Source organism: Sulfurimonas aquatica (genome assembly GCF_017357825.1).
In the GTDB taxonomy this organism is placed as follows: Bacteria; Campylobacterota; Campylobacteria; order Campylobacterales; family Sulfurimonadaceae; genus Sulfurimonas; species Sulfurimonas aquatica.
Genome location: NZ_CP046072.1, coordinates 2,379,036 through 2,404,654, shown reverse-complemented (window position 1 = coordinate 2,404,654; position 25,619 = coordinate 2,379,036). Strand labels below are relative to the sequence as shown.

At 36.7% G+C, this 25,619-nt stretch carries 20 protein-coding genes; 6 read left to right on the top strand and 14 right to left on the bottom strand.

Annotated elements, in window-relative coordinates:
- Nucleotides 1–36 precede the first annotated feature (36 nt).
- The 8 genes from GJV85_RS11550 to GJV85_RS11515 all read right to left on the bottom strand — a co-directional run bounded on the left by GJV85_RS11550 (nucleotide 37) and on the right by GJV85_RS11515 (nucleotide 11,431).
- Entirely contained in the window at nucleotides 37–3,171 is a 3,135-nt protein-coding gene (locus GJV85_RS11550; protein WP_207561531.1) for a carboxypeptidase-like regulatory domain-containing protein, read from the bottom strand.
- Nucleotides 3,172–4,485 (bottom strand): tetratricopeptide repeat protein, encoded by a 1,314-nt coding sequence (locus tag GJV85_RS11545; protein WP_207561530.1) that lies wholly within the window; start codon nucleotides 4,483–4,485, stop codon nucleotides 3,172–3,174.
- An 11-nt stretch (nucleotides 4,486–4,496) separates the two neighbouring features.
- Nucleotides 4,497–5,132 carry an energy transducer TonB gene (locus GJV85_RS11540; protein WP_207561529.1) on the bottom strand — a complete coding sequence of 212 codons (636 nt, stop codon included), beginning with the start codon at nucleotides 5,130–5,132 and terminating at the stop codon, nucleotides 4,497–4,499.
- Between the two features lie 8 nt (nucleotides 5,133–5,140).
- Nucleotides 5,141–5,545 (bottom strand): ExbD/TolR family protein, encoded by a 405-nt coding sequence (locus GJV85_RS11535; RefSeq protein WP_207561528.1) that lies wholly within the window; start codon nucleotides 5,543–5,545, stop codon nucleotides 5,141–5,143.
- Nucleotides 5,542–6,156 (bottom strand): MotA/TolQ/ExbB proton channel family protein, encoded by a 615-nt coding sequence (locus GJV85_RS11530; protein ID WP_207561527.1) that lies wholly within the window; start codon nucleotides 6,154–6,156, stop codon nucleotides 5,542–5,544. The genes GJV85_RS11535 and GJV85_RS11530 overlap by 4 nt, the downstream gene beginning before the upstream one ends.
- Entirely contained in the window at nucleotides 6,156–7,463 is a 1,308-nt protein-coding gene (locus GJV85_RS13720) for a MotA/TolQ/ExbB proton channel family protein (RefSeq protein ID WP_242689786.1), read from the bottom strand. Before GJV85_RS13720 ends, GJV85_RS11530 begins: the two co-directional genes overlap by 1 nt.
- Nucleotides 7,463–8,236 carry a DUF3450 family protein gene (locus GJV85_RS11520; protein WP_207561526.1) on the bottom strand — a complete coding sequence of 258 codons (774 nt, stop codon included), beginning with the start codon at nucleotides 8,234–8,236 and terminating at the stop codon, nucleotides 7,463–7,465. The genes GJV85_RS13720 and GJV85_RS11520 overlap by 1 nt, the downstream gene beginning before the upstream one ends.
- A 153-nt stretch (nucleotides 8,237–8,389) precedes the next feature.
- Nucleotides 8,390–11,431 carry a beta strand repeat-containing protein gene (locus GJV85_RS11515; RefSeq protein ID WP_207561525.1) on the bottom strand — a complete coding sequence of 1,014 codons (3,042 nt, stop codon included), beginning with the start codon at nucleotides 11,429–11,431 and terminating at the stop codon, nucleotides 8,390–8,392.
- A gap of 156 nt (nucleotides 11,432–11,587) precedes the next feature.
- Here GJV85_RS11515 and GJV85_RS11510 point away from each other — a divergent pair, with 156 nt between their 5' ends.
- The 4 genes from GJV85_RS11510 to GJV85_RS11495 all read left to right on the top strand — a co-directional run bounded on the left by GJV85_RS11510 (nucleotide 11,588) and on the right by GJV85_RS11495 (nucleotide 15,062).
- Nucleotides 11,588–12,577: a fatty acid desaturase family protein gene (locus GJV85_RS11510; RefSeq protein WP_207561524.1), complete on the top strand. Its 990-nt coding sequence runs from the start codon at nucleotides 11,588–11,590 to the stop codon at nucleotides 12,575–12,577.
- 39 nt (nucleotides 12,578–12,616) lie between these two features.
- Entirely contained in the window at nucleotides 12,617–13,057 is a 441-nt protein-coding gene (locus tag GJV85_RS11505) for a cytochrome c (protein WP_207561523.1), read from the top strand.
- A complete protein-coding gene (locus tag GJV85_RS11500) occupies nucleotides 13,057–14,268 on the top strand; it encodes a DcaP family trimeric outer membrane transporter (RefSeq protein WP_207561522.1) in 1,212 nt (403 codons plus the stop codon). The genes GJV85_RS11505 and GJV85_RS11500 overlap by 1 nt, the downstream gene beginning before the upstream one ends.
- 107 nt (nucleotides 14,269–14,375) lie before the next feature.
- On the top strand, nucleotides 14,376–15,062 hold the full coding sequence (locus GJV85_RS11495) for a response regulator transcription factor (RefSeq protein ID WP_207561521.1): 687 nt from the start codon (nucleotides 14,376–14,378) through the stop codon (nucleotides 15,060–15,062).
- A gap of 16 nt (nucleotides 15,063–15,078) precedes the next feature.
- Here the strand turns inward: GJV85_RS11495 and proB are convergent, their stop codons facing one another.
- The 4 genes from proB to ribA form a co-directional block, all read right to left on the bottom strand.
- Entirely contained in the window at nucleotides 15,079–15,852 is a 774-nt protein-coding gene (gene proB / locus GJV85_RS11490; protein ID WP_207561520.1) for a glutamate 5-kinase, read from the bottom strand.
- A gap of 28 nt (nucleotides 15,853–15,880) precedes the next feature.
- The gene (gene putP, locus GJV85_RS11485) at nucleotides 15,881–17,350 is read right to left on the bottom strand and encodes a sodium/proline symporter PutP (protein WP_207561519.1); all 1,470 of its coding nucleotides are present in this window, start codon (nucleotides 17,348–17,350) and stop codon (nucleotides 15,881–15,883) included.
- A 3-nt stretch (nucleotides 17,351–17,353) separates the two neighbouring features.
- Nucleotides 17,354–20,938 (bottom strand): proline dehydrogenase family protein, encoded by a 3,585-nt coding sequence (locus tag GJV85_RS11480; protein WP_207561518.1) that lies wholly within the window; start codon nucleotides 20,936–20,938, stop codon nucleotides 17,354–17,356.
- Nucleotides 20,939–21,079: 141 nt separating this feature from the next.
- On the bottom strand, nucleotides 21,080–21,643 hold the full coding sequence (ribA, locus tag GJV85_RS11475) for a GTP cyclohydrolase II (protein ID WP_207561517.1): 564 nt from the start codon (nucleotides 21,641–21,643) through the stop codon (nucleotides 21,080–21,082).
- 66 nt (nucleotides 21,644–21,709) lie between these two features.
- Here ribA and hemB point away from each other — a divergent pair, with 66 nt between their 5' ends.
- Nucleotides 21,710–22,681, top strand: a complete 972-nt coding sequence (gene hemB / locus GJV85_RS11470) for a porphobilinogen synthase (RefSeq protein WP_207561516.1) — start codon at nucleotides 21,710–21,712, stop codon at nucleotides 22,679–22,681.
- A gap of 35 nt (nucleotides 22,682–22,716) precedes the next feature.
- Nucleotides 22,717–23,640 (top strand): ornithine carbamoyltransferase, encoded by a 924-nt coding sequence (gene argF, locus GJV85_RS11465; RefSeq protein WP_207561515.1) that lies wholly within the window; start codon nucleotides 22,717–22,719, stop codon nucleotides 23,638–23,640.
- Here the strand turns inward: argF and GJV85_RS11460 are convergent.
- Together GJV85_RS11460 and trpS are read right to left on the bottom strand one after the other, a co-directional pair.
- The gene (locus GJV85_RS11460; protein ID WP_207561514.1) at nucleotides 23,609–24,562 is read right to left on the bottom strand and encodes an HD-GYP domain-containing protein; all 954 of its coding nucleotides are present in this window, start codon (nucleotides 24,560–24,562) and stop codon (nucleotides 23,609–23,611) included. The genes argF and GJV85_RS11460 overlap by 32 nt on opposite strands.
- A gap of 65 nt (nucleotides 24,563–24,627) precedes the next feature.
- On the bottom strand, nucleotides 24,628–25,593 hold the full coding sequence (gene trpS, locus GJV85_RS11455; RefSeq protein ID WP_207561513.1) for a tryptophan--tRNA ligase: 966 nt from the start codon (nucleotides 25,591–25,593) through the stop codon (nucleotides 24,628–24,630).
- Between the last annotated feature and the right edge of the window lie 26 nt (nucleotides 25,594–25,619).

The window sequence follows — 25,619 nt, the reverse complement described above, 5'->3', positions numbered from 1 at the left end:
GAGACTTTGCATTACTTTTTGGTTACGCTTTTTATGTTAGTACTTATAAGCGATTGCCAAACTATAAAACCTACCAACTTTAAACTTATTGGTAATGTTGTTTGTACTTCCTTGATACCAAATAGTCTCCTCATCAAGTAGGTTTTGACATTTGAGTTTCAGGCTAAGACCATTGTCAAAACCCTCTATCCATACAAAGTCAAGAACCTGAGGAGGTACTTCATAGAAGTCTGGAAACTCATCATTACCATCTACCATTCCTACCTTGCGAATACGCTCACCCATTTTGTTATATGATAGAGTCACATCTCTTCCTTTACTTTCATAACCAAGAGATGCATTTATGACCATAGGCGAAAGACCTTGGAGCTCGCGGTTGTTTGTTGTATAAGTACTTATTTGCTCTTCTCTAAGAGATACTACTGATTTTGTATATGAGAAGTTTCCTGATATATAGTAATTTTTTAAGTAGCTGTGAATTGTATTAAAACTCTTACGACCATCTATCTCAAATCCATAAAGAGTCGCATAGTCAGCGTTATCATAACTATAACGCGGTAGTGACGATGATGGTAGCTGTACATCTTCAATTGGCTTATCTAGGTACTTGTAAAATACTCCAAAGCTTAAACTTTCAGTATCAGAAAAGTAGTGTGAATACTTCAAATCATAGTTATAGATATTTGTATTTACAAGGTCTGGATTACCTTGAACCGTAGCTACTTCATAAGGATGAAAGTACTCAGCACTAGTAAATTCTCTTAGATCGGGAACTATATAAGTTTGAGCAAACGCAAAGTTAAGCTGGTTTTTCTTATCAAAGATATACTTTATCCCCAAACTTGGAAGTAAAGAGTTAAACGCTAAAGACTCTGGCACACTCTCTATCGGCGCTAACGCGTCATTGTTGTTTGTATATTGGTAAACAGTTTGAGTAAAGTTAGTCTGTCTAGCTCCTATTAATATCTCTAGCTCTTTAAGAGGCTTTAAGAAGAAGTTTGTGAAGTAGCTAGTTTCATCAACTTGTGCATCGTACCAGTAAGCTGGTTGAAACGCGATATCAAGTCTAAATGTTTCATCGTAGTTATTTCTTATACTTGCATCGTAAATAGAGTCGATATCATCAGTTAACTTATCAGAAGTACTCTTGTTCATTAAGTACTTGTTATATCTGGACTCTCTAGTTTTTGCACTATTAATAAGACCAACTTCTATGTAATCTTTTTCACTGAAAAAATCTAAGATAGTCTTGTTGTTTAGTGAGAGAGCAAAGAGCTCATCTTGTGATGTAAGGTTTAAAAACGCATTTGGAGAAAACCTATCTAAGTAAGGTTCTCCAACTACAACACCATCAAACCTAACATCTCTAAGATAAGCATATTTATAATTAGATGGTTGGTTAAGGTCAGCAAGTGCAAGCTCACTACCAAATGTAAAAATATTTTCAAAATCGGCTACTTCATACTTAAGATCACCCGTGAGTTGGTTAACATCAAGAGTTCTCTCTTCCCAGTTAAGGTCATAACGGATTTTCCAGTCATCATCTGAGTTTGCAATACCATCAGATACCTTAGTCACCTTTTCAGAAATTTTACTATAAAGTTTTGTGTATTTGAGGTTAAATACGTCTGCATAGTTGTAGTGAAGGTTAAACATACCTGCGTTTGTGTATCTGTTGAGTGTTGTGTAGTTGTCTCCATACTGTTCAGGATCTGTGTATAGAGAGTCAGTTGTTTTATTATAAGAGTATTTGAAGTATTTCTCTTCTCTATAAGTATGATCTTGACCATAAGAGTAGTTCGCGAAAAAAGAGAGCTCATGTTTATCTGCTATCTCTAAGTTATAGGCACCCTCTAGTGTCATTTTTCCACCTAAAGGAAGAGTCTCTTTATTTGAAGTAAATAGTCTGTTTGTAATTGCAGTCGTATATGCTTGGTTGTTGCGTGCATCAAAAGTAGGAACTACTTCTCCTACAACTATTTGTGAAGCATTAAGAATTTCTACTGGGATATATCTATACCCATCATCTACTCCCATCCAGTCAGTCGTACTTCCTTCATAAGAGTTTACAGCTTTTCCACTGTTTGAGTTTTGTTTCATCTCAGTGGTGATTTTCAAATAGTTCTCTTTCGTTTTTCCTTTAGTTCTGATGTCAACGTATCCACCACCAAATGAAGCGGGAATATCAGCAGTTGCACTCTTTTGAACTTTCATAGAACTGATTACTGCAGATGGAAAGATATCAAGAGGAACCGTTCTTCTTTGTGGGTCTGGAGAAGGTAGAGGGAGTGAGTTCATCTCAACATTAGAGTAGCGACCACCTAGGCCTCTAACATAAACATCTGTTCCATCAACAAGTGTTACACCTGTTACACGTCTAAGTGCACCAGCTGCAGTTGAATCGCCTTTTTTAGACATCTCAGCAGCACCAACTATGTTTGTTATAGCACTATTCTCTTTTTCTTCAGCCATAATAGTAGCGATAGAACCTTGTACCTTAGGTGCAAGAACTATAAACTCTTCAAGTTCCATACTCGCAGGAGTAAGTTTTATCTCTTTGTTGATAGTGTCATCTTTTTGCACAACTATATTGTTGAGTGTTTGAGAGCTGTACTCAGAGTGAACTATAGATATGCTTATGTTTACATCAGCAGGTATCTCAACATAAAAGTTACCATTTTCATCACTCTTAGCATCTATAGAGGTACCTTTAACAAATACCCTAGCATTAGGTATTGGAAGATTTTTATCAGAAGTTAGAACAAGACCATGGAGTAGTCCAGTGTTCTCTTTATCTGCCGTTATCGTATCTGAATTTCCAAGAGGAGTATCCACTTCTATTTGAGGTATTAATCCTTCATCATTAAATGTAGCGATAACTTGAGTGTCACGTCCCTCTTTAATCTCTATAGATTTTTTAGCATAACCAAGGTTTGCACCATTTTCATCTTTTGCAAATATCTCTATCTGGTGTGTTCCAACTTCAAGGATAAGCTCAACACTTCCATCTTCATCGCTAAAGTACTTGTAAGATCCATCGATGAGAACTTCATTTTTCTCTAATGCCACTCCATTTAAGAATGAGAAGATTGAAGCAGAACCAGTCTCATCTGCTAAAATTGATGATGAGAGTAGTAAAAGTAGGGTAATAGTTTTAAATAAGGCTTTCATTTATAAGCACTCCATAGAGTCATTTGTACATTTTTCTATATTTTTTCTTATCACTGTCGCTTTGCTAAATAGCTCACTATCAGAGATATACTTTAGATGAGATTCAGAGTTTTCATAATCACCTACAGAGTAGTATGAGTAAGCAAGCGCATATCTTAAGTTCTCATCATCAAGCATCTTGTAGCGTTTAAGAGCTTTTTGTAAACCTATAATTTTTCTGTATTCACCTGCGTTTAGATAGATAGCGATTTTCTGTTTTAGTTTTTCTACTTTGTCAATGTTTTGAGTGTTGAGGTAAAGTGCATGGAGATTGTTTCCAGCGCGACGGTTCATCTCAACTGCGTCTTTTAAATACTGCTTGTCGTAGTAAGAGCTCTCTTCAAAAAGGTGAGCGGTTGTGTTTTTCATATCTTTTTTAAGATACATATGCCCAAGTAAAATGCCAATTTTCGCATCTTTAGCAAACATTAGTTTTGCCTCTTCTAAAAGTGCTATGGCACTATCTATCTGGTTTGCACCTATAAGCATTTGTGCAAGTGCTACATACTCTTTAGAGCTAACGCCAACCTTGTCCATATAAACTTTTGACGCGTCAATCGCCGCTTGATAAAGTTTTAGGTCTGCAAAGTAGTAGAACTTCTGTTTTAACAGTTTACTATCATCAGGAAATCTTTTGATCCCCTCGTTTAAAGCAGTAAAAGTTTCAGAATGCTTAGCTTGTTTGTAGTAACACTCAGCTCTGAGAGTATAAAGACCAGCACGACTTTTTCCTCTCTCGCCTGCGTTTTGGAGTGAATCAACTGTGTTTTTGTAATCTTTTAACTTGTAGTACTCTTGCGTTAGGTACATATAAAGTTGCTCTATCTTATCTTGGCGTTTAGCCTCCGTGTCAAATTTAGGAGTTGTGTTTTCTTCTTTTTTTGAACTAGCTATAGAGAAGAGATACTTCTCCTGCGTTATAACTTTAGGAGCAAGAAACTCTTTTGTTTTAGTCGCCTCTATCGCTTTTTTGTAAGCTTCTATCGCCTCTTTTGTATTTGTAAGTTTAGAGTTGTAAACACCAAGAACCGTATAGTAATTTGCAGCATCAAATTTAGGAGATTTCTTATCTACTAGGTCTAACTCCTCTTTAGCTTTTTTATACCTTGCATCATATATCATCATTGTCGCAAGACCAATATGATCTACGCTGTCATCAATAGTTTTAGCATAACTAGACACGTTTAAAAGGACTAGCAGAGATAAAGTTGTTAGTATTGTTTTTTTACAAAAATCATTTAGTGATTTTTTGCATTGCAATTTATTGCTTATCATAATCAAGTCCTTTATTGAAATCTAATTTTTTGCTTAGCCCACATTTTTACAGGCTTTGCTTTGTACATTGCGGGAGAAAATCTCCAAGTACGAACAGCGTTTAGGGCAGCTTCGTCAAACACGCCAACAGGCTGAGACTCTAAAACTTTAGCAAGTTCCACACTTCCATCTTTTCCTACTAGAAGGTTAATAACCACATAACCTTTAATACCGTTTTTTGCGGCATCTGCAGGATACTCCAGAGGAGGGCGGGAGAGAACCTTAGGTTTAACGTCTACCGTGTTCTCATTCATAATCGCATCTTCTGCTATATCTTCAAGGAGTTGGTTAGAATCTCCTGCGATATTATCAGTTGTAAACTCTGGTATATTCATCGCTACGCCACCAAGCAGAGAGTTCATGTTTGGTAGTGGAGCTTTTGGTTGCGCTTTTTTAGGCTTACTCTTTGGTTTAGGCTTAGGTTTACTTGCTTTTTTCTGTGTTTTAGCAGACTTTATCTGTCTTACCTCTTTTTTTACCACTTGCTCTTTTTCTTTTACGCTTTTGTTAAAGGAAACTACCAATATCATCATTAGTACAGCACCTCCAAGCATTACAAGAAACGCTAAAAAGCTTCTACCCTTTGAGCTATATTTTTTTTGAGACATGAACTTGCTTATCCCATCTCTTTAGTAGTAGAAACGGCAACGTCTTTAGCACCACTCATACGACACTCATCTACAACGTCTATAAGCGTTCCAACGGGAATGTCTGTATCTGTGATGACTAAAACTGACTTTTCAGTCGCAGTTCTTAATATGTCTCTTAGTTTACTCTGAACCGCCCAAAGTTTAACTGGCTGGTTGTCGATGTAAATCTCGTTAGAGTTATCGATGTAAACGCGAGTTATCTTTGTGGATGCTAGTGAAGCCGAAGCCGCAGAAGGGCGATTGAGTTCAAGTTGCATATCTTTAACAAAAGTCGTGGTAACCATAAAAAAGATTAAAAGTATGAAAACCATATCTATAAGTGGTGATACGTCTACCGTATCAACATTTTGGCTTTTTTGTCTAAATCTCATTTCTCATCCTTTGTACTTATTATGTCTACAATCTGTTCAAACTCTAAACTAAATTGCTCTTCTTTTTTATCTAAAATTTTTCCAATTATCAGACCAGGAACCGCTACGACCAAACCAAGTTCAGTTGTAAAAAGTGCCTTAGATATACCGCCTGCTATTGAGTCGCCTTGAGCGAACATTGAGCTTGATTGTAAAGCGTCAAATGTCTCAATCATTCCTCCAACAGTTCCTAAAAGACCTATGAGTGGAGCAAGCATAACTATTGTTTTTACTAAAACAGAGTATTTTGAAGTAATGATGATGTATGGAAACAGCGCATCATACATATACTCTCTAGGTTTTTTAGATATCTTCTTCGCAGTCTCTGCAGCTGTTAGTGCATCGGCAATAGCATAATCTAAAAGTCCTACATAAACTTTTTCGCTTTTGCGTTTTTCATGTTTCTCTATAAGACGTCTAATATTACCTCGAGTTCCACGTTTGAGCGTAAAGTATCTATATCCCAATGCATACCATAGTGGCAGGTTCAAAACAAAAAGAACCCACATAACAATCCCACCAGCGTTCATAAAATGAATAAACTGATCGAAGTAGAGTGATAGGGCTAACATTACGCTTTGTTTATCTCAAACAGGTTTACAATGTGAAGAGCGGATTGCTCCATAGAGTCTTTAATACTCTGAGCCCATCCACTCATAAGGTTTCCTAAAAGAAGTAGAGGAATCGCTACAACAAGACCAAGCATCGTTGTTACAAGTGCTTCAGAGATACCGCCTGAAAGAAGTTTAGGATCACCCGTACCATGAGTTGTAATGATGTCAAAAGTCGCAATCATTCCCGTTACAGTTCCAAGAAGTCCAAGTAGTGGAGCAACAGCTGCAAGCACAAGCACAAAGTTGCCAAATCTATCTATGTTTGAGCTCTCATTTAGGATGTTCTCAGTTACGATATCTTCGATATGGTCTCTCTCTTTGTCAATATTTCTAAGTGTCGCTTTAATAACGCGAGCGGTTGCACCCTTGTATGATTTAATAGCTTCAAGAGCTTCGTGAGCCTGACCCGCTTCAACTTTTGAGATTACAACATCTGTGATCTCTTTTACGTTTGAGCCAGATTTTGCAAGCAGAAAGATTCTAGCAAGAATAAGAAGTACACCTAAAGCTCCAAGAGCTAAAATAATGTAACCGATAGTTCCACCACCTGCTAATGTCTCCTCTATACTCTTCTCTTTTGTGTACTCGATATCTTTGTCAAGGTTCTCATAAATAAAGATTTTAACATCGCGTTTAGGCTGTGCAGTTGCAAATGCCAAAGCGTCAGCTGTTGTATCTTTATTCCATACTTTATACTCGCCATTTCCAGCTGGTGCGAGTGCACCTTTAGCATTTGAACTCATTCCATAAGCTGCAATATTTCCAACTTTTACTATCTCTCCCTCAGCAGTTGTTCCATCTACTAGATAAAACTTACCCTTAGTAGTTTGAACTGAAGAGAGCTTTTTATATAAAGAAGAGGTCTCTTTAAATGCCTTATCCATTACTGCAACTACGTCCATATCTTTAGTGTCATTTACAGCTATGGCGTACTCGCCAAGAAGAGACTTCGCTTGTATAACTACAGATGAAGATATCTGTTTGTTAGAGTTTTTGTCTTCTAGCATTAGAGCAGATTTGTCTATCTGTTTTGCTATTGTCTCATTAGTTTGTGAAAGAGTTACAAGCTTGTTTTGTAAGCTTTGTACTTTTGCTTTTGCTTTTGCTAACTCTTTTTTTTGAAAAGATTTCTCTTTTTTGAGTCTAGTTTGAAGCTCTGACTTTTGTGCTTTTAAGAAAGTGAACTCTTTTTGATAAGCGTTAGAAAGCTCATCTGCGTTTAAAAGGCTAAACGCCATTAAAAATATAAGTGTTAAGATTTTCATTATTTAGCTCCTTGTAAAACTAATGCATTTGGAAGTTCAAAGTATCCAGTTCTAATCTGCTTTTGTAGCGCGTCAAAAAGAGTAACTATCTTTTTAATGTCTTCAGGATTTGTGATGTGTTTGTAGCTGTACTTGTTAGCTTCTTTTACTACAAATCCAACTTCGTTTGATGGCGTTGAGAAAAACATTGCGACTGAACCGAGTTTCGCAATACGAGCCAAAACTTTTTTACCTTTAAAGTCTATCTGCTGTTTGAAAAGTCCTATCTCTTTAGTAACGCGAATAGTGTCGTCATATGACGCCCAAGTAAGAGAGAGTGCTTTTTCATTTGTGATAAGTCCCTCTTCAAGGTCTGCTTTGATTTTATGAAGATCAGCAACGCGAGAGTCAACCATAAAAGGTAAGCCTTCATTTATACTTTGCTCTAAAAGAGTAAGAGCGTTTAAAACTAAAGGTTTAATCTCAGAGTTTCCAGATGAAGTCTCTTTAATCTGAGTCTTGATTTTTTCTAACTCATTTTTCGCTAATTTAATAGCGGTAGACTTTCTGTTTATCTGAGCCTCAGAATCTGTAATCTGCATAGAGAGAGATTTCATCTGAGAGTGGTAACTCTCTTTGTTCTCTTTAATGTCTGTATAAAGATTTTCAACATCTCCTCTAAGCTCTATGATAGAGTTTACAAGTTTCTCATTTGTGCTAGCGTTAAGAGTTGATGAGAGTAGGCTTGCAGATAAAGCAAGTGAATAAACTATTTTTTTTGTTTTAAAATTCATTTTTTCTCCGTGGTGTTATGGAATATTGGTGAAAGAATATATGAAGTAGGTTTTAGAAAGATTACGCGAAAGTGACAAAATGGTTACAAGGTTATAAAAGTGGTATATAAATGTAACCAAGTAGTTTAACTCTACTTAGTTACAAGGGGAAAACTATTTTATATTATTTGTTCCAGCATCAAAAGAGGCTTCAATAGAAGCAGCCGAGTCACCAGTGAACTTGTCAGTGTTAGAACCCTTAAGAGTTACATTTGTAAAACTTGTATTAGTTGCATTATTGTTCTCTGAAGAGTGTATTGCGCCATATCCATTAGTCGTAGTATCGTAAGTGATGATACCATTTTTGAAGTGACCACCAATACCAGCTTTCTTAAAGTAAATACCACCTTCTTTAGCAGAGTTGCTAACAGCGATGTTAAAGCCATCAAAAGTAGCTGCAGTCTCTCCACTCATCTCAATACCAGCATTACCAGTAGTTACGTTAAGATTTAAGTTAGTAACCTTACCAGAGAAGCCATCATCAATATCAAAGTGATCATCAGAACATCTACTAATAGTTACATTAGAAAGATTAACTGTTCCACCCCAAATCTCAATACCATCATCATCAGATAAATCAACAGTGATGTTATCAACAGTAGTACCTGAACCAACACCAACAAGAGAGAGACCATTTATCTCTTTGTTCTCTTCCATAGTAATACCAGAGTTAAGAATTTTTACATAAGTTAAAACACCAGAGTTGTCAGCCATGTTAGATGTCCCAGCTACAAATGCAGGGTTAACTTCATAAGGATCAACTTGAGCGTTACCAGCATTACCAATGATAGTTAAACCACCCCATTGACCCCAAGCATCAGCTCCACCATCATAAGCAGTCTCAGAAGTAAAGATAATAGGTTTAGCTGCAGTACCAGCTGCGTTTATCTTAGAACCAGCGTCCACAACTAAGTAAGAAGTATTAGCGCCAGTACCAGCTTTACCGATAACAGTCGTTCCAGGCTCGATAGTTAAAGTTGCTCCATTCTTAACAGCAACAAGACCAGTAAGTAGCCATACTTTATCTGCAGTTAGTGTCTTATCTGCTGTTATCTCACCTGATAGAGTCTCTTTTGTAACAGTTTTGATATTTCCCGTCCCCGAATCAAATGTTGACTCTAAACCAGTCGCTGAGTCACCTGTAAACTTAGAAGTGTTTGTACCATTTAAAGTTACATTTGTAAAAGACGTATTAGCAGCACTGTAAGTTTCCGCAGAGTGAATTGCACCATAACCATTTGTAGCTACATTGTAAGTAACTGTACCGTTTGTAAAGTGACCACCAATACCAGCTTTTTTGAAGTAGATGCCACCCTCTTTAGCAGACTTTATCATAGTGATGTTAAAACCATCAAAAGTAGCTGCAGTCTCTCCACTCATCTCAATACCAGCGTTTCCTATAGTTCCTACAACGCTTAAGTTTTTAACAGTACCGTTGTAACCATCATCAATGTCAAAGTGATCATCAGTACACTCTGAAAGAGTTACGTTTGTTAGGTTTACGCTTCCACCCCAAATCTCAACACAGTCATCATCACTTTTATTTACTGTAATATTTTCAACCGTAGTGCCTGAGCCAACGCCAACCATAGAGAGACCATTAATCTCTTTGTTCTCTTCCATAGTTATACCAGAGTTTAAGATATCGACATATTGTAAAACGCCAGAGTTATCAGCCATATCTGAAGAGCCAGCTACAAATAGAGGGTTAACTTCATAAGGATCAACTTGTGCGTTACCAGCGTTACCGATGATAGTTAAACCACCCCATTGACCAACCGCTGATACCCCACTGTCGTAAGCTATTTCAGATGTAAAGACAATGTGCTTATCAGCAGTACCTGCTGCCATGATTTTAGAGTTTTTATCTACAACCATATATGCTGTGTTCGCCCCAGTTCCAGCTTTACCAAGTATGGTAGTTCCAGCTTCAATAGTAAGTGTAGCACTATTTTTTACAGCTACTAAACCATTAATTACCCATATTTTATCTGCTGTTAACGTTCTATCTGCAGTTATTTCACCAGATAAGTTCTCTACATATTTTATGTTCTTTAAACCAGCATCAAAAGAGGCTTCAATAGAAGCAGCCGAGTCACCAGTGAACTTGTCAGCGTTAGAACCCTTAAGAGTTACATTTGTAAAACTTGTATTAGTTGCATTATTGTTCTCTGAAGAGTGTATTGCGCCATATCCATTAGTCGTAGTATCGTAAGTGATGATACCATTTTTGAAGTGACCACCAATACCAGCTTTCTTGAAGTAAATACCACCTTCTTTAGCAGAGTTGCTAACAGCGATGTTAAAGCCATCAAAAGTAGCTGCAGTCTCTCCACTCATCTCAATACCAGCATTACCAGTAGTTACGTTAAGATTTAAGTTAGTAACCTTACCAGAGAAGCCATCATCAATATCAAAGTGATCATCAGAACATCTACTAATAGTTACGTTAGAAAGATTAACTGTTCCACCCCAAATCTCAATACCATCATCATCAGATAAATCAACAGTGATGTTATCAACAGTAGTACCTGAACCAACACCAACAAGAGAGAGACCATTTATCTCTTTGTTCTCTTCCATAGTAATACCAGAGTTAAGAATTTTTACATAAGTTAAAACACCAGAGTTGTCAGCCATGTTAGATGTCCCAGCTACAAATGCAGGGTTAACTTCATAAGGATCAACTTGAGCGTTACCAGCGTTACCGATGATAGTTAAACCACCCCATTGACCCCAAGCGTCAGCTCCACCATCATAAGAAGTCTCAGAAGTAAAGATAATAGGTTTAGCTGCAGTACCAGCTGCGTTTATCTTAGAACCAGCGTCCACAACTAAGTAAGAAGTATTAGCGCCAGTACCAGCTTTACCGATAACAGTCGTTCCAGGCTCGATAGTTAAAGTTGCTCCATTCTTAACAGCAACAAGACCAGTAAGTAGCCATACTTTATCTGCAGTTAGTGTCTTATCTGCTGTTATCTCACCTGATAGAGTCTCTTTTGTAGATGTACTTGTAGATGAGCTTGTAGTATCACTTGTAGTAGTATTAGTGATTGTTGTAGTAGGCGTTGTTGAGTTACCTCCACCACACCCTGTAAAAGATAGTAATAAAGATGCTGCAAGAAAGCTTGGAATGATTGTAGTCGATAGTTTCATATTATTCTCCGATTTAAAATTTATGGAAGTATAAAAGAGGAAGATTACCAATCTATTTCATCAAGGTTACAAGATAGTAACAATGTACTCTAGAGTATCTAAATGGCATTTTAGTAAAGAGATGTTACAATTTTACAATTTAATATAGGTAAAAGAATGTCCGTAGCTACATATCCAGATAATTTTCATGAGTTAAAAGAAGAAGTACGAAGAGCCGGTCTGCTTGATCGCGTTCCTGTAAGGGGCTCCATTGAAATGGCAGCGATTATACTTAGTATGGGTATTATTTACGCTATAGTCCTTTTTTGGGATGCCATTGAGATAGATTCAATCTATAAGTCCATAGCTCTTGGTCTTTTTATGTGTATAGTGTTTACCCGTGCAGTTTTTGTCTCTCATGATATTCTTCATAGACAGTACTTTAAGTCTAAATCTTTTTCAATGAAAATAAGTTATCCATTTTCTGCGTTTATACTCTCTAACTCATCTTCATGGTGGGACTTTAAACATAATGTCAACCATCATACCTGGTGTAACGTTCCTCAAAAAGATGAGGATATCCTTGCTATGGATGGTGCTTTTGCTCCTGGCCACACGGGTAATAAAACTTGGCTTAGAAACTCAAAGTATCTCATATTTTGGGGTGCGATGTTTTTTATGTATCCAGCGTTTATCGTGCAATCTTATAACTTTGTCATTAAACGCAAGTTATGGGGCGAACTCTTTTTAATGCTTATGCATTGGCCTCTTGTTTGGGGAGTTATTTTTTACTCTCTTCCAATTATGGACGCACTTCTTGTCCTTGCAACTCTTAACTTTGTTTTATCTCCATGGTTGGCATTTGGTTTTATAACCAACCACTTAGGGTGTGAAGTATTTGAAAAAGAGGTTGGTGAGAAGTTCTCATGGATGGAGTTGCAAATGAGAACATCGCGTTCACTTCGAGGTGGGATTTTAACACACTGGTTTTATGGCGGACTCAACACACAAATAGAACATCACCTCTTTCCAAAAGCACCGCGTTTTAATCTACTTAAGGTGCAAAAAATGACAAAAGATTTTGCTAGAAAGCATAATATGAACTACTTTGAGACTAGTCCGATTGAAGCATACGTACAGATAAATAATGTCTTAAAAGGCTACTAGTAAAAATACTAAGATAGCTTTATCTATAAAGGTTAAGATATGAAAAACATTTTTTTAGTTTTGCTCATACTTGCGTTTAGCGCTTGTTCGCTCAAACAAAACAGTGTGAACGATACAAAAAAACATATGCAAGAGAGTGAAAAACTAAGCGTCCTACTTCACCAACTTGACATGGTTGTTTATGAACAACTAAAAAGTGAATTAGATAAAGATAATAAACGCAGAAGATATGCGCTTACATTGGCAGATACGCTTCACAAGTTAGTTGTAAAAATGAAAACATCATCACAACGCAAGCCATATAAAGATTTAGATATAGATGAAAAAGAGCTTTATAACAAGTATATAAATGACTTAGATGAGAATGCAAAAGAGATAGAATCACTTGCAAGAAAGTATGAGCTAGAAAAGCTTGAAAACAGACTAGAGACGATGGACTCCATCTGCAATAATTGTCATGTTAAATTTAGAAAGCAGTAATGAAAAAATTTAGATTTAAAGCTTTTTTACTTCTTTGCTTGAGCTTCTCTTTGTATGCTAATGAAAACACTTTAGAGATAGAAAAACTAAAAGCCCAAGTTGAACTACTCTCAAAAAAGGTAGAACTTAGAAGTGAGGATACCGTTTTAAGCGTGGGTGGAAGAATAGAGCTTCAGAGCATATCGGCATCTCCAGATGGCTCATTTTATGCAGGAAGCATACCTTTGAAAAACTCCAGCAAAGCTGAATATAATCAGTTTACTATGAGTGCTAGAGAGAGTAGGTTATGGATCAAAACAAGAACTCCCTCAGAACATGGTCCAATACGAGCCTTAGTCGAGATGGACTTTTTAGGTGTGGCTGGAACTGAGGTATATTCTAACTCACATGGTCCTAGAATGAGACACGCTTACGTTGAAGCGTTCGGCTTTACTTTTGGTCAGACTAACTCTACTTTTAACTCCTATGTAACGCTAGATACAATTACATATGCTATGAATAATACACTTGTTAGACAGCCTCTGGTGCGTTACACTATTGATGATAATGCTTTGAGCTATGATATAGCATTTGAGCAACCTGAGAGTACACTTTTAGATCCCAATGGAACTAGTATTATCCCTAAAGATGACAAAGTTCCAGATATGGTTACAAGGGTGCGTTATTTTTCCTCACTTACTGAGGGAAGCATCGCTTTTTTAGCCCGCTATATCACTCAAAATGATGTAAAGTTAAGTGATGGAAATAGTGTCAATAGTAGCTCATCAGCTCTTGGTTGGGGAGTAAATCTCTCTATAAAAATGAAAACTAATGCTCTTGACGATATCCGTTTTGATGTGCAGTATGGTGATGGAATGGGTAGATACTTTGCATATAACGCATATACTGCAGGAAGTATAAATAATGAGGGTGAGATAAAACTTCAAACTTCTTATGGCGCACATATCGCTTATAGACACTGGTGGAGTAAGAAGCTTCGCTCAACACTTGCACTGTCGTATGCGGGTTCTAAAAATAACTTAGAAGAGATAAATCTAGTCGCTTTAAAAAAGATAAATAGAGATGCATACGCTTCACAAGCTAACCTCTTATGGACGCCAATTAGTAACCTATTAGTTGGGATTGAGCACTCTAGAGCTATAAGACATGTAGAAAATGAAGATATAGGAGAGTTAGATATGTTAACTCTCATTGTAAGGTATGATTTTTAATCCTAAGAATCGATAAGAGTTGAGAATATTTTCTCACTAAAATTTCATTAGTTTACACTACAATTATATAAATATAATTTTAAAGTTTGACCGCCTAAGGATAGAGTATGAATGAGAAACTAACTACATATAAGTTACTTTTTGTAGAAGATGAAGAGTCTACGCGTAAAAATTATATTAGTTATCTTAAACGCTATTATAGAGACGTATATGAAGCTGAAGATGGAGAGGGTGCCTTAAAAATTTATAGAGAAAAGCAGCCAGATATAATGATAGTAGATATTAACCTACCAAAACTAAATGGCTTAGATCTTGTAAAAAAAATAAGAGAGAGTGACCAATCTACAAAAATAATAATGCTCACAGCATATGCAGACGTAAAGTATCTTCTTCAAGCGGTCGAGCTTAACCTTGTAAAGTACCTTGTTAAGCCTGTTCCTAGAGAAGCTTTAAAAGAGGCATTGGTCTTAGCGGAGAATGGCATCAAAGAGTACAGTGTCGTAGCAAATAAAATTTTTCAGCTTCAAGAGGGTTTTTTTTGGGATTATGAAAAAGAGGAGCTATATGAAAACAAGATGCTAGTGAGCTTAACTAAAACGGAAACAAAAGTTATATCACTTTTAGCCTCAAGGGTTTCCCAGGTTTTTACTTATGATAATATAGTTGATTATCTCTGGAATGATTATAGTGAAAATAAAATCAACTCTTTAAAGACACTGGTGAAAAATCTACGAAGAAAATTACCAGATGAGAGTATAAAAAACGTTTTTGGCGTTGGATATAAAATAGAGTAGATAAATAAAAAGTTTATTATTTATCTTTTTCTTTACTTATAAAAAGCGTTCCTTTTGTATGTTTGTCATGTATCAAAAAGTCTCTAGCGGCGGCTAAGTCATAACCATTACATAAAAACATTTTTCTTTTCTTCTCCATGATATATTTTGCAGCCATAAGTTTTGTAACTATACCACCCGAAGCAAACTGGTTGTTTGGCGTATGTACTTGCTCTAACTCCTCTTTTTCTATCTCATGAACAACCTTTCTTATCTTTGCCTTAGGGTTGTCTTTTGGATTAGAGTCATAGTAGCCATCAATGTCACTTAAAATGACAAGCATATCCGCTCCCGTATAAAAAGCGACATGAGCTGAGAGTTGGTCGTTGTCTCCAAAAAGTTGGTCTGGAGTTGTAGAGATGTCATTCTCGTTTACAATAGGTAAAATGTCATTAGTAAGTGTTCTATTGATAATATCTTGTACTATCTGCGTATGCACACGAGAGTTAAAATCCTCTTCAGTCAATAAGATTTGAGAAATTGCCACGTTGAAAATATCAAACTTATTTTTATATGCGCTCATAAGTATTGGCTGACCGACTGAAGCAAGTACTTTTTTACTTGTAGGAATACTACGGTTAAGTTGAACTGATGTGTATCCAGCTGCAACTGCACCTGAGGTTACTAATATTATCTCATACTTTTTTCTAGCTTCAACAATCAAAGATACTAAATTTAACATTCTCTCTTTTGCAATAGTTGTTGTCTCTGTTAAAACACTACTTCCAACTTTAATTACTACTCTTTTCACTTTTATCCTTTATTTATTTATCTTTTTTCTAACTTTTTAGTTGCTCTTGTACTTCATCAAATGTTCTAGATATTGAACTTGAATTTGGGCTTGAATATCTACTTATTACTAAGATTGTTATCCAAGAGAGTATAAAACCAGGGAGTAGTTCAAATATATCAAACACTCCACCTTCTAGTTGTTTATACACTATCACGGTTAACGCACCAACTAGCATACCAGATATAGCTCCCAGTTTTGTAATATTTGGGGAGTATAGACTGAGTATTATCAGTGGTCCAAATGCAGCTCCAAAACCTGCCCAAGCATATGAGACAAGTTGGAGGACACTCGAGTCTTTATCAGCAGATATCAGCCAAGCAACTATAGAAACTATAATAACAGTCGCACGACCTACCCAAACCAACTCTATGTTACTTGCACTTTTATGTATTATAGCATGATATATATCACGAGTCAGTACGGAAGAGGAAACAAGCAGTTGCGAATCAATTGTACTCATTATAGCGGCTAAAATTGCTGCAAGTAAAAAACCTGCTATCCAAGGCTTAAAGATAAGTTGAGAGAGCGTTATAAAAACCTTCTCGCTATCTGCTAAGTCGATACCATTTGCCACTACATACGCAAGACCAAAGAAACCAACGCTTAGTGAGCCAATAACTGAAACTATCATCCAAGTGATACCAATTTTCTTTGCGGTACTCACTTCATTTTTATCTCTTATGGACATAAACCTAACTAAAATATGAGGCTGACCAAAATAGCCTAAACCCCATGCAAGTAAAGAGATGATAGATATGATAGAAGCACTTCCTATGATATCTACGCGAGAAGGGTCCACTGATTCTATAATGGCCATAGCATTATCTACTCCGCCAAGTTCAAAGAGTACGACAAGTGGCGTTACGACTAACGCAAGCATCATCAAAATACCTTGAATAAAGTCCGTCCAACTCACAGCGTTATAGCCACCTAAAAAAGTATAGGAGATGATGATAAAACTTCCTATAAGTAAGGCGTCGGAATAGGGAATATCAAAAGTTGCTTGAAAAAGTTTAGCGCCACCGACAAGACCAGAAGACGTGTAAAGGGTGTAAAAAAATAAAATCACTACGGCTGTTACCACCCTAATCATATTTCCTTTATCTTCAAAACGATTGGCCAAATAATCTGGAATAGTTAAAGAGTCGTTGAGATGGTGAGTATAAACTCTTAATGGTTTTGCAACATAGTGCCAGTTAAGATAGGCACCAATAACTAAACCAACCGCTATCCAAGAACCGACTAAACCATCGCTATATATCATCCCTGGAAGACCTAAAAGTAGCCACCCACTCATGTCAGAAGCTCCAGCACTTAGCGCTGTTACGCTTGGGTTTAATCCACGTCCTCCCAAAACATAATCGCTTAAATCTTCTGTTTTAAAGTAAAAGTAAAATCCTATAGCTAACATAACTATCATATATCCAGCAAACGATATTATTATCTCTATTTGCATACTCTAAAGCTCCTTCATTGTTAAGCTTTTGATTCCGAGGTTACCATACCTATGATAGGAGTTAGATATGCTTTGTTCAACAAAATAGTGCATAAGTTCCAATCTACCGTGTGAAACAAAAGGCTCGCTAGCGATGTAAATAGCTTCATGAGAAATCTTTTTATAGATGTTTTGAGTTACGTTTTTTGGGTTTAAAAACCTAACTCTAGCGACTGTTGGAATCAACTTTATTAGCTCCTCCTCGTCATCTCTCGTAAAAGAGTCATTCTCATCAAGAAACTCCGCCTCTTTAGACTTTAACCAAACAAGCTCATCTTTTTGCGTCTTAGAAGGTATGGAAATATGTAATTTCGCGCCTATCATTTTGATGGCCATTATGGATGCTATAACTTCACCTAGCTTATCATCTTCTTCGACTCTCAAAAGTACGCTTGGGACGCGAAGGTATCGAATTATGTTACTTTCGCCTCGTATATGTACGTAATCGTGCTCTTTTAAAAATTCTGTATCATACCAATATGCAAAATGACTAATATGTCGCAGAGCACTTTGGCACTCATCATTAAAGTGGGTATCACATGTAAGCAGGCTTTCTAATTGGTCTGTAAATTGGTTAGAGTTAGATTCATCTATGTGAATGTCTTTACACGATATGTGCATAAATTGACTCACATAGTTAAAACCACCTGCTTTTTTACCACTACCAATAGCTGACTTTCTCATACCGCCAAATGGTTGCCTTGTGACTATAGCTCCTGTAGTTCCACGGTTTATATAGAGGTTGCCCGCTATAATCTTTTCTTTCCAAAGTTCTTGCTCGCGTTTATCAAGCGTTTCTATTCCTGAGGTGAGGCCATATCCTGTTTCATTTACTATCTCTATGGCATGTTCTAAGTTATCTGCGTACATAACAGATAGCACAGGGCCAAAGAGTTCGTTCATATGACAAAAGTCATTCTCTTTAGTACCCCATCTCACAGATGGTGTTAGCATATAAGGGTTCTCTCTGTCAGCTAAACTAGGTTTAACAAGCCACTCTTCCCCTTCATCTAGGTAAGAAAGAGCTTTTTCTAGGTCGCCTGAGGGTAAATTTGAGAGTGTGCCTATGCGATTTTCAAAGTTCCAGACAGAGCCAGTTTGAAGAGACTCTACTGCCTCTTTTAATGCTTGCTTGAAGCTAGCATCTTCATAGACCTCTTTTTCTAAGACCAAAAGTGAACTAGCTGAGCACTTTTGACCTGAGTTATGAAATGCAGAGACTAAAACATTTTTGAGTGCTTGTTCTCTATCTGCTAATGCTGTGACAATAGTGGCATTTTTACCACCTGTCTCAGCGCTTAGCGCTATATCTGGTCTTGTATTTATGATATCATAGGCAGTTTTTTCGCCTCCTGTAAAGATTGTAAAGTTTATATCTTTACTTGGAATCATAAACTCGCCAACATCTGAGCCATTAGAGGGGATGAACTGAAGGGTATTTTTACTCACGCCCGCTTGCCAAAAACATTGACACATCATGTAAGCGCAGAGGATAGAGTCTGTTGCAGGCTTGAGTATTACCGTATTTCCAGCTGCAAGCGACGCGGCTATTCCCCCGGCGGGAATTGCTATGGGGAAGTTCCATGGGCTAATCACAAGTCCGACGCCTTTAGCGATAGTCTCTATGCCATTGAGGGCTTCTATCTTAGAAACGCTATATGGATAGAAGTTTAAAAAGTCTATTGCTTCACTTACCTCGACATCTGTCTCGGTAAAAACTTTTCCAACTTCGGCTGCGGCTATTCCGATGAGATCACCTCTCGCACAAGAAAGAGCGTGAGCGACGTTCATTAAAATTTCTTGTCTACGTGTTAGGCTTAACTCTCTCCATCCATCAGGATCCGCTTTTGCAGTTGCAATGGCTAGTTTCATATCTTCAGCTGTAGCTTGCGCGTAGCTTCCTACTATTTTTTTATCATGATACTGGCTTTTATCAATTACGGTTTTAGCGCCTTCTCTTTGAAGAGTTTCACCTGCTACAACTATATGAGCGTCAAATCCACCACTGCTGCCAATATTTTTCCATTTATCTCTAATAGCCTCTGCCCATGCTCTATTTGCAGGTAGAACAAAGTCTGTATCTGGCTCATTTTTAAAATGATAATGTTTTAAATCAATAACTTCTTTAGTTGGCGTTTGATTTCTATCTTGCGTTCTATAAGGCGTCTGTCTTATAGATGGAATGAGAGCAAGCGCATCATCATAACTTTTTAGAAGCGTTTCCCACTGAGCGGAGTCAACCTCTAATCCGAAACTATGACGTAAAAAGTTTTGCTCAGCTGTATTTTCATCAAAGCGTCGTACAAGGTAAGCGATGGCGTTAGTAAACGTCTCTTTTGTAGCAGTAGGCGCATATAAAATCACACTGAGTTTATTCTCTTTGAGTACTTCATAAGCTGCTTCACTCATACCCTCTAGCATCTCTGCACTGACATACGCCTCTACAGCTCTCTCTTTAGCTAAAAGATGTGCGAGAGCATGGTCAAAAAGGTTATGCGAGGCGATACCTGTATGGATGTAAGGTGCTACATCTGGATGAAGTAAAAAGTCCATAGCTATCTTGAAGTTTGCGTCTGACTCGGCTTTTGAAGAGTAAGTGACACTTGGCCATCCTCTAAGAGATGCTTCTGTTAACTCCATCTCCTGATTTGCACCCTTAACGATACGAATTTTTATAGGTGCACCCCCACTATCAACTCGCTGTTTTGCCCACTCATATAAATCTCGAATGTAAATCATCGCATCGGGGAGATAGGTCTGAATAACTATGCCGGCATGAAGGTTTTTGAACTGCTCTTGAGACAAAACATTTTTAAATGCACTGATTGTTATCTCGATATCTTTATACTCTTCCATATCTAGGTTTACAAATTTACTATTTTGAATACCCTCGGCATTTGTATAGCTGTTTTTAATAGCTGCAGCATAGATTTTCTCTAGCTGAATACTGATTTTTTGCACACTGTGCTCATGAGCATGTGGAATGATTTGGGAAAATAGATTAGAAATTTTAATAGAGAGATAATCGATGTTTGGATTTTCAAGCATATGTATATACTTAGAAGTTCTCTCATTGGCTTCTTGCTCACTTAGAACAATCTCTCCAATTACATTGATATTTACTCGCGTTCCTTGAGATTTTCTCTCTTTGAGATGTTTTGATAGAAGATTCTCCTCCCCTGGGATAACAATGGAGCTTATATCACGGCGTAAATACTGTATAAACAAAGGGATGGAGATAGAGTTGACATAGATGCCAACTTCACGAAATAACCAAATGAGTATTTTCTCAAATTGGGAGAAAAAATCAGTATTTTCGTATTTTGAAAAGATATGTTCTAATTGGTCAGATACACGGTTTTCATTATGAGAACGAAAACTTTGATCTAGTAACTCAATGAGAAAAATTTTATTCATAGGATTGTTTAACATTTTTAACATCATCTCATGAAAATCTTGCTCTTTACTCTTTCGAAAAACTTGGATTTTCTTTTGCCATTGATAGGCAAGAACTTTTGCATCCTGTGCCACTTTATCTGGTATACCCATCTCTTTCTCCTCAAATCATCTACACAATTGATGCTTAATATAGTTAAATCAAATTAATATGTCAAACAGATAGTAGCTTGTATGTCGGAATAAAGGGAGTTCTGAGTAGAGGAGAGGGCCTTTAGAATTAGTTTTAAAGAACTATAAAAGATGCCCCATTTCGTCGCGTTTAGTATCTAAATAACCACTATTAAACTCATTTGGCGTTATGATGACTGGAACTCTATTAACAATTTCAATGTCTTTAATTGAGTTCATTTTATCTGGATTGTTTGTAAGCAGATTTATTTTTTTTATATTAAAATACTCTAGTATATACGTCACTACTTCATACGTTCGCTCATCCGCCGCAAAACCTAACTGATGATTTGCTTCTATAGTGTTTAAACCTTTATCTTGAAGGGCATAAGCGTTTATCTTATTTAAAAGGCCGATGTTGCGTCCCTCTTGTCTAAGATAGATAACCATACCTCCCTCTTTGTCTATAAGTGAGAGGGCATATTCAAGTTGGTCTCGACAGTCACATTTGAGGCTACCGATGGCGTCTCCGGTTAAGCACTCAGAGTGCACTCTAACAAGAGGTATGGCATCTAGTTTTTTTGCATAAACTACAAGGTGTTCTTTTTCGCCCTCTTTGAAAGCTTTTACATTAAAGTTACCAAAACGCGATGGTAAATTGGCAACTTCGGAAATTTCTATATTCATTTATTTAATCTTTAAAAGGGTAAAATATTATTATAAAAATTATTATAGCAAAAAAAAGGTTTAAGAATGTTTCAAAGATTTCGTCGTACTCGTTTAAACAAACATCTTCGCTCCCTTGTTAGAGAGACAAATGTAAGTGTAGAAGATTTTATCTACCCTTTATTTATTAGAAGTGGTAAGGGCATCAAAACGGAAGTTGCATCTATGCCAGGTGTTTTTCAGATGAGTATTGATGAGGTGTTAAAAGAGTGCGAAGTTTTAAAAGAGCTTGGTATTTACTCTATTATTTTATTTGGGATTCCTGATGTAAAAGACTCTATAGGTTCAGACTCTTTATGTGAACATGGAATTATCGCTTCTTCAATTCGTACCATAAAAGAGGCTCATCCCGATATGTTTGTTGTGACCGACTTATGTTTTTGTGAATATACAGACCATGGACATTGTGGCATAATCGATGAAAAATTAGAGACTGTAAACAATGATGCTACCTTGGAAATTTCAGGTGAGCAAGCAGTTATCCATGCAAAGGCTGGAGCTGATATGATAGCACCATCAGGAATGATGGATGGTATCATTGAAACGCTAAGAACTGCTTTAGATGAAGCAGGCTTTGAGAATTTACCTATTATGAGCTACTCAACAAAATTTGCTTCAGGATATTATGGACCATTTCGTGATGTAGCAGAGTCTACTCCTAGTTTTGGAGACCGCTCTACTTATCAGATGGATCCTGCAAATCGTCGTGAGGCAATTGCGGAGTCAGTGAGTGACGAGATGCAAGGAGCGGATATCCTTATGGTAAAACCCGCTCTTGCATACCTTGACCTTGTTCGAGAGATAAAAGATGCGACTTCTTTACCAATGGCTGTTTATAATGTAAGTGGCGAGTATGCGATGCTAAAACACGCAGGCTTAAACAACTTGATAGATTATGATAGAGTTGTAATGGAGACGATGGTGGCATTTAAGAGAGCCGGTGCAAACATCATTATCTCTTATCATGCCAAAGAAGTGGCACAAATGCTTAAAAGATAGTATAATACTTACTTATTGAAAATTTAGGAAAAATTATGAGACACTTTTTAACACTAAGAGATTTTACAAAAAAAGAAATTTTAGAAATTATAGACCTAGCACTTGAGATAAAAAAAGATTTAAAAGCGGGTATCTATAAAAAAGAACTCGAAAATAAAACACTAGCAATGATTTTTGAGAAGAGCTCAACAAGAACACGTGTTAGTTTTGAAACGGGAATGTTTCAACTAGGCGGGCATGCACTCTTTTTAAGTAACCGTGATATTCATCTTGGTCGAGGTGAGCCTGTAAAAGATACAGCTCGCGTTATATCAAGTATATGCGATATGGTAATGATAAGAACGTTTGAGCACTCCATGATAGAGGAGTTTGCCGATTACTCTAAAGTTCCAGTTATAAATGGACTAACAGACTCTTATCATCCTGTACAGCTTTTAGCTGACTATATGACGATGGTTGAATATGGCATTAATGAAGATGCAGTTGTTGCATATATTGGTGATGGTAACAACATGACACACTCATGGCTTATGCTCGCTGCAAAGATTGGCTTTGAACTTCGTATTGCAACGCCAAAAGGTTATGAAGTAGACTCAAAAGTTTTAGAAGATGCACTGAAAATGGCTAAAGAGAGTGGGGCAGTTATTAAGGTTATGAATGATCCAAAAGAAGCTATTCAAGATGCTACTATAGTAACAACAGATACTTGGGCTTCTATGGGTCAAGAAGATGAAAAAGAAGAGCGTGTTAAAGCTTTTAAAGGTTTTATGGTAGATGGACTTATGATGTGTTTAACTAAAAAAGATGCAAAATTTTTACACTGTCTCCCAGCATATAGAGGACAAGAAGTTTCAGAAGAGATAATGGATCAGCATGCTGAAATCATTTTTAATGAAGCAGAAAATAGACTCCATGCACAAAAAGGTCTTATGGTTTGGCTGGCGCAGCACGCTCGCTAAACATATGGATTATATTTTCTAAGAGCTCGAGATCCACATGATGACTCATCTTTGATTTGATTAGCTTTAGTGCATCAAACGTAGTCATAGGCTCTTTATAGCTTCTTCTTGTTGTAAGTGCATCAAAGATATCGCAAAGCCCAATAATCCTTGCAAATTTTGGTATGCTATCTCTCTTTAATCCAAGCGGATAACCTGTCCCATCCATCTTCTCTTGATGATATCTTATTCCTCCAAGAATATTCTTATTTTTGATACCCATCTTTAATGCCAATTGAAATCCAAGGTCTGGATGCTTTTTCATTATAGTGAACTCTTGTTCTGTTAGCTTTCCATTTTTGTTAATTATAGAAGAGGGTATCTTACTTTTTCCAAGGTCATGAAGTAGTGCAGACTCTCCAAGTTTAGAGAGTTCTTCCTCTTCAAGACCTATAAAAGAGCCAAGACTCAAAGCATATATAGTGACATTTATTGAATGAGTTTGAGTGTAGTAGTCATGATTTGCTATTTTCATGAGTGATTTGATGGTAAAGTTGTCATCTAGAATAGTTCCAACCATATTATCAACAACTTCTTTAGATTTCTCATAGTTGCCCAATGCTTCAGGATTACTAAAGAGATCATCAAGTGCTTTTGCGGCACTACTATAAATTTTTTCTGATTTCTCTTCAAACTTTATAGGAGTGTGTGTATTGGTGTAGTTTTCAAGTATAAATTGGTAGCTTTTTAGATCATCTTCCACAATATATAGTTTTGAGGATTGGCTAATAAGCTCTTTTACTCTACTTGTGAGAAGGGTTTCCTTCTCCTTAAATAGAAACATTTTAGTGTTTGATTCATTTGATTTGTAAATATTAAATCTTAAGTTAGAATCTTGAAGGAGAACATTAATATCAATCAAGTTGTATTTAATTGCTTTCATCTCTCCTCCCATAGTTTTAGTTCAAACCCTAATAGTATTATAATATTTATAACTCTATTTAACCCTTAGTATTTTATACCAGTAGCAGTTCTTAACTTCTCTATCATTGGTAAAGCTATACTACTTGCCTTGAGTGCACCCTGTTTTAAAATCTCTCGTACTTCATCTTGGTGTGCCATATAGTAGTCGCGTTTTTCTCTATACTCTCTAAAATATTCCCACATAACTTCTGCCAGATAGATTTTAAAGTGTCCATGCCCCTCACCACCTTGTTGGTAGCGTTTCTCAAGTGTAGTTAGATTTTCACCCTCTAAAAATAGTTTTGCCATATTGTATACATTACAGTTGGCAAACTCTTTTGGCTCTTCTAGTGCTACATTCTCAGTTACTATTTTTTTAATAGTTTTAAGCTGTTTCTTCTCTTCACCAAAAATATTTACGGTATTTCCATAGCTTTTAGACATTTTTTGCCCATCAGTTCCAGGAACAGTTTGAACCTCTTCTTGAACTTTAAAGTCAGGAATAGTTAAAATATCTCCATACTCATTGTTAAACTTAACAGCGATGTCACGAGCTATCTCAACATGCTGTATCTGATCTTTTCCTACAGGAACTATCTCTGGGGAGTATAAAAGTATATCTGCAGCCATCAAAACGGGATAGGAAAAAAGTGAGTGATTTGCAGAGATTCCCTTTGCTGTTTTATCTTTATAGCTGTGAGCACGCTCTAGCAGACCCATTGGTGTAAACGCGGAGAGTATCCAGTAAAGTTCTAGCACCTCTTTTACATCTGATTGCACCCAAAAAGTTGACTTGTTTGGGTCTATTCCCAAGGATAAAAAGTCTGTAGCTGTTTGCATAGTAAGTTTTGCTAGTTTTTCTCCACCATTTCCGCTACTCATAGCATGGTAGTTTGCTATAAAGGCAAATGTTTCACTCTCTTTTTGTGCATCTACCATCTGTTTTATAGAGCCAAAATAGTTCCCAATATGTAAGTCTCCAGATGGCTGAATACCTGTTAATACTTTCATTTATTAATTTCCTAGATTTTTTAATC

Excerpts from the sequence above, each read along its gene's own strand:
- GJV85_RS11550 (WP_207561531.1), bottom strand. The coding sequence starts at position 3,171 with ATGAAAGCCTTATTTAAAACTATTACCCTACTTTTACTACTCTCATCA.
- GJV85_RS11545 (WP_207561530.1), bottom strand. The coding sequence starts at position 4,485 with ATGATAAGCAATAAATTGCAATGCAAAAAATCACTAAATGATTTTTGT.
- GJV85_RS11540 (WP_207561529.1), bottom strand. The coding sequence starts at position 5,132 with ATGTCTCAAAAAAAATATAGCTCAAAGGGTAGAAGCTTTTTAGCGTTT.
- GJV85_RS11535 (WP_207561528.1), bottom strand. The coding sequence starts at position 5,545 with ATGAGATTTAGACAAAAAAGCCAAAATGTTGATACGGTAGACGTATCA.
- GJV85_RS11530 (WP_207561527.1), bottom strand. The coding sequence starts at position 6,156 with ATGTTAGCCCTATCACTCTACTTCGATCAGTTTATTCATTTTATGAAC.
- GJV85_RS13720 (WP_242689786.1), bottom strand. The coding sequence starts at position 7,463 with ATGAAAATCTTAACACTTATATTTTTAATGGCGTTTAGCCTTTTAAAC.
- GJV85_RS11520 (WP_207561526.1), bottom strand. The coding sequence starts at position 8,236 with ATGAATTTTAAAACAAAAAAAATAGTTTATTCACTTGCTTTATCTGCA.
- GJV85_RS11515 (WP_207561525.1), bottom strand. The coding sequence starts at position 11,431 with ATGAAACTATCGACTACAATCATTCCAAGCTTTCTTGCAGCATCTTTA.
- GJV85_RS11510 (WP_207561524.1), top strand. The coding sequence starts at position 11,588 with ATGTCCGTAGCTACATATCCAGATAATTTTCATGAGTTAAAAGAAGAA.
- GJV85_RS11505 (WP_207561523.1), top strand. The coding sequence starts at position 12,617 with ATGAAAAACATTTTTTTAGTTTTGCTCATACTTGCGTTTAGCGCTTGT.
- GJV85_RS11500 (WP_207561522.1), top strand. The coding sequence starts at position 13,057 with ATGAAAAAATTTAGATTTAAAGCTTTTTTACTTCTTTGCTTGAGCTTC.
- GJV85_RS11495 (WP_207561521.1), top strand. The coding sequence starts at position 14,376 with ATGAATGAGAAACTAACTACATATAAGTTACTTTTTGTAGAAGATGAA.
- putP (WP_207561519.1), bottom strand. The coding sequence starts at position 17,350 with ATGCAAATAGAGATAATAATATCGTTTGCTGGATATATGATAGTTATG.
- GJV85_RS11480 (WP_207561518.1), bottom strand. The coding sequence starts at position 20,938 with ATGGGTATACCAGATAAAGTGGCACAGGATGCAAAAGTTCTTGCCTAT.
- ribA (WP_207561517.1), bottom strand. The coding sequence starts at position 21,643 with ATGAATATAGAAATTTCCGAAGTTGCCAATTTACCATCGCGTTTTGGT.
- hemB (WP_207561516.1), top strand. The coding sequence starts at position 21,710 with ATGTTTCAAAGATTTCGTCGTACTCGTTTAAACAAACATCTTCGCTCC.
- argF (WP_207561515.1), top strand. The coding sequence starts at position 22,717 with ATGAGACACTTTTTAACACTAAGAGATTTTACAAAAAAAGAAATTTTA.
- GJV85_RS11460 (WP_207561514.1), bottom strand. The coding sequence starts at position 24,562 with ATGAAAGCAATTAAATACAACTTGATTGATATTAATGTTCTCCTTCAA.
- trpS (WP_207561513.1), bottom strand. The coding sequence starts at position 25,593 with ATGAAAGTATTAACAGGTATTCAGCCATCTGGAGACTTACATATTGGG.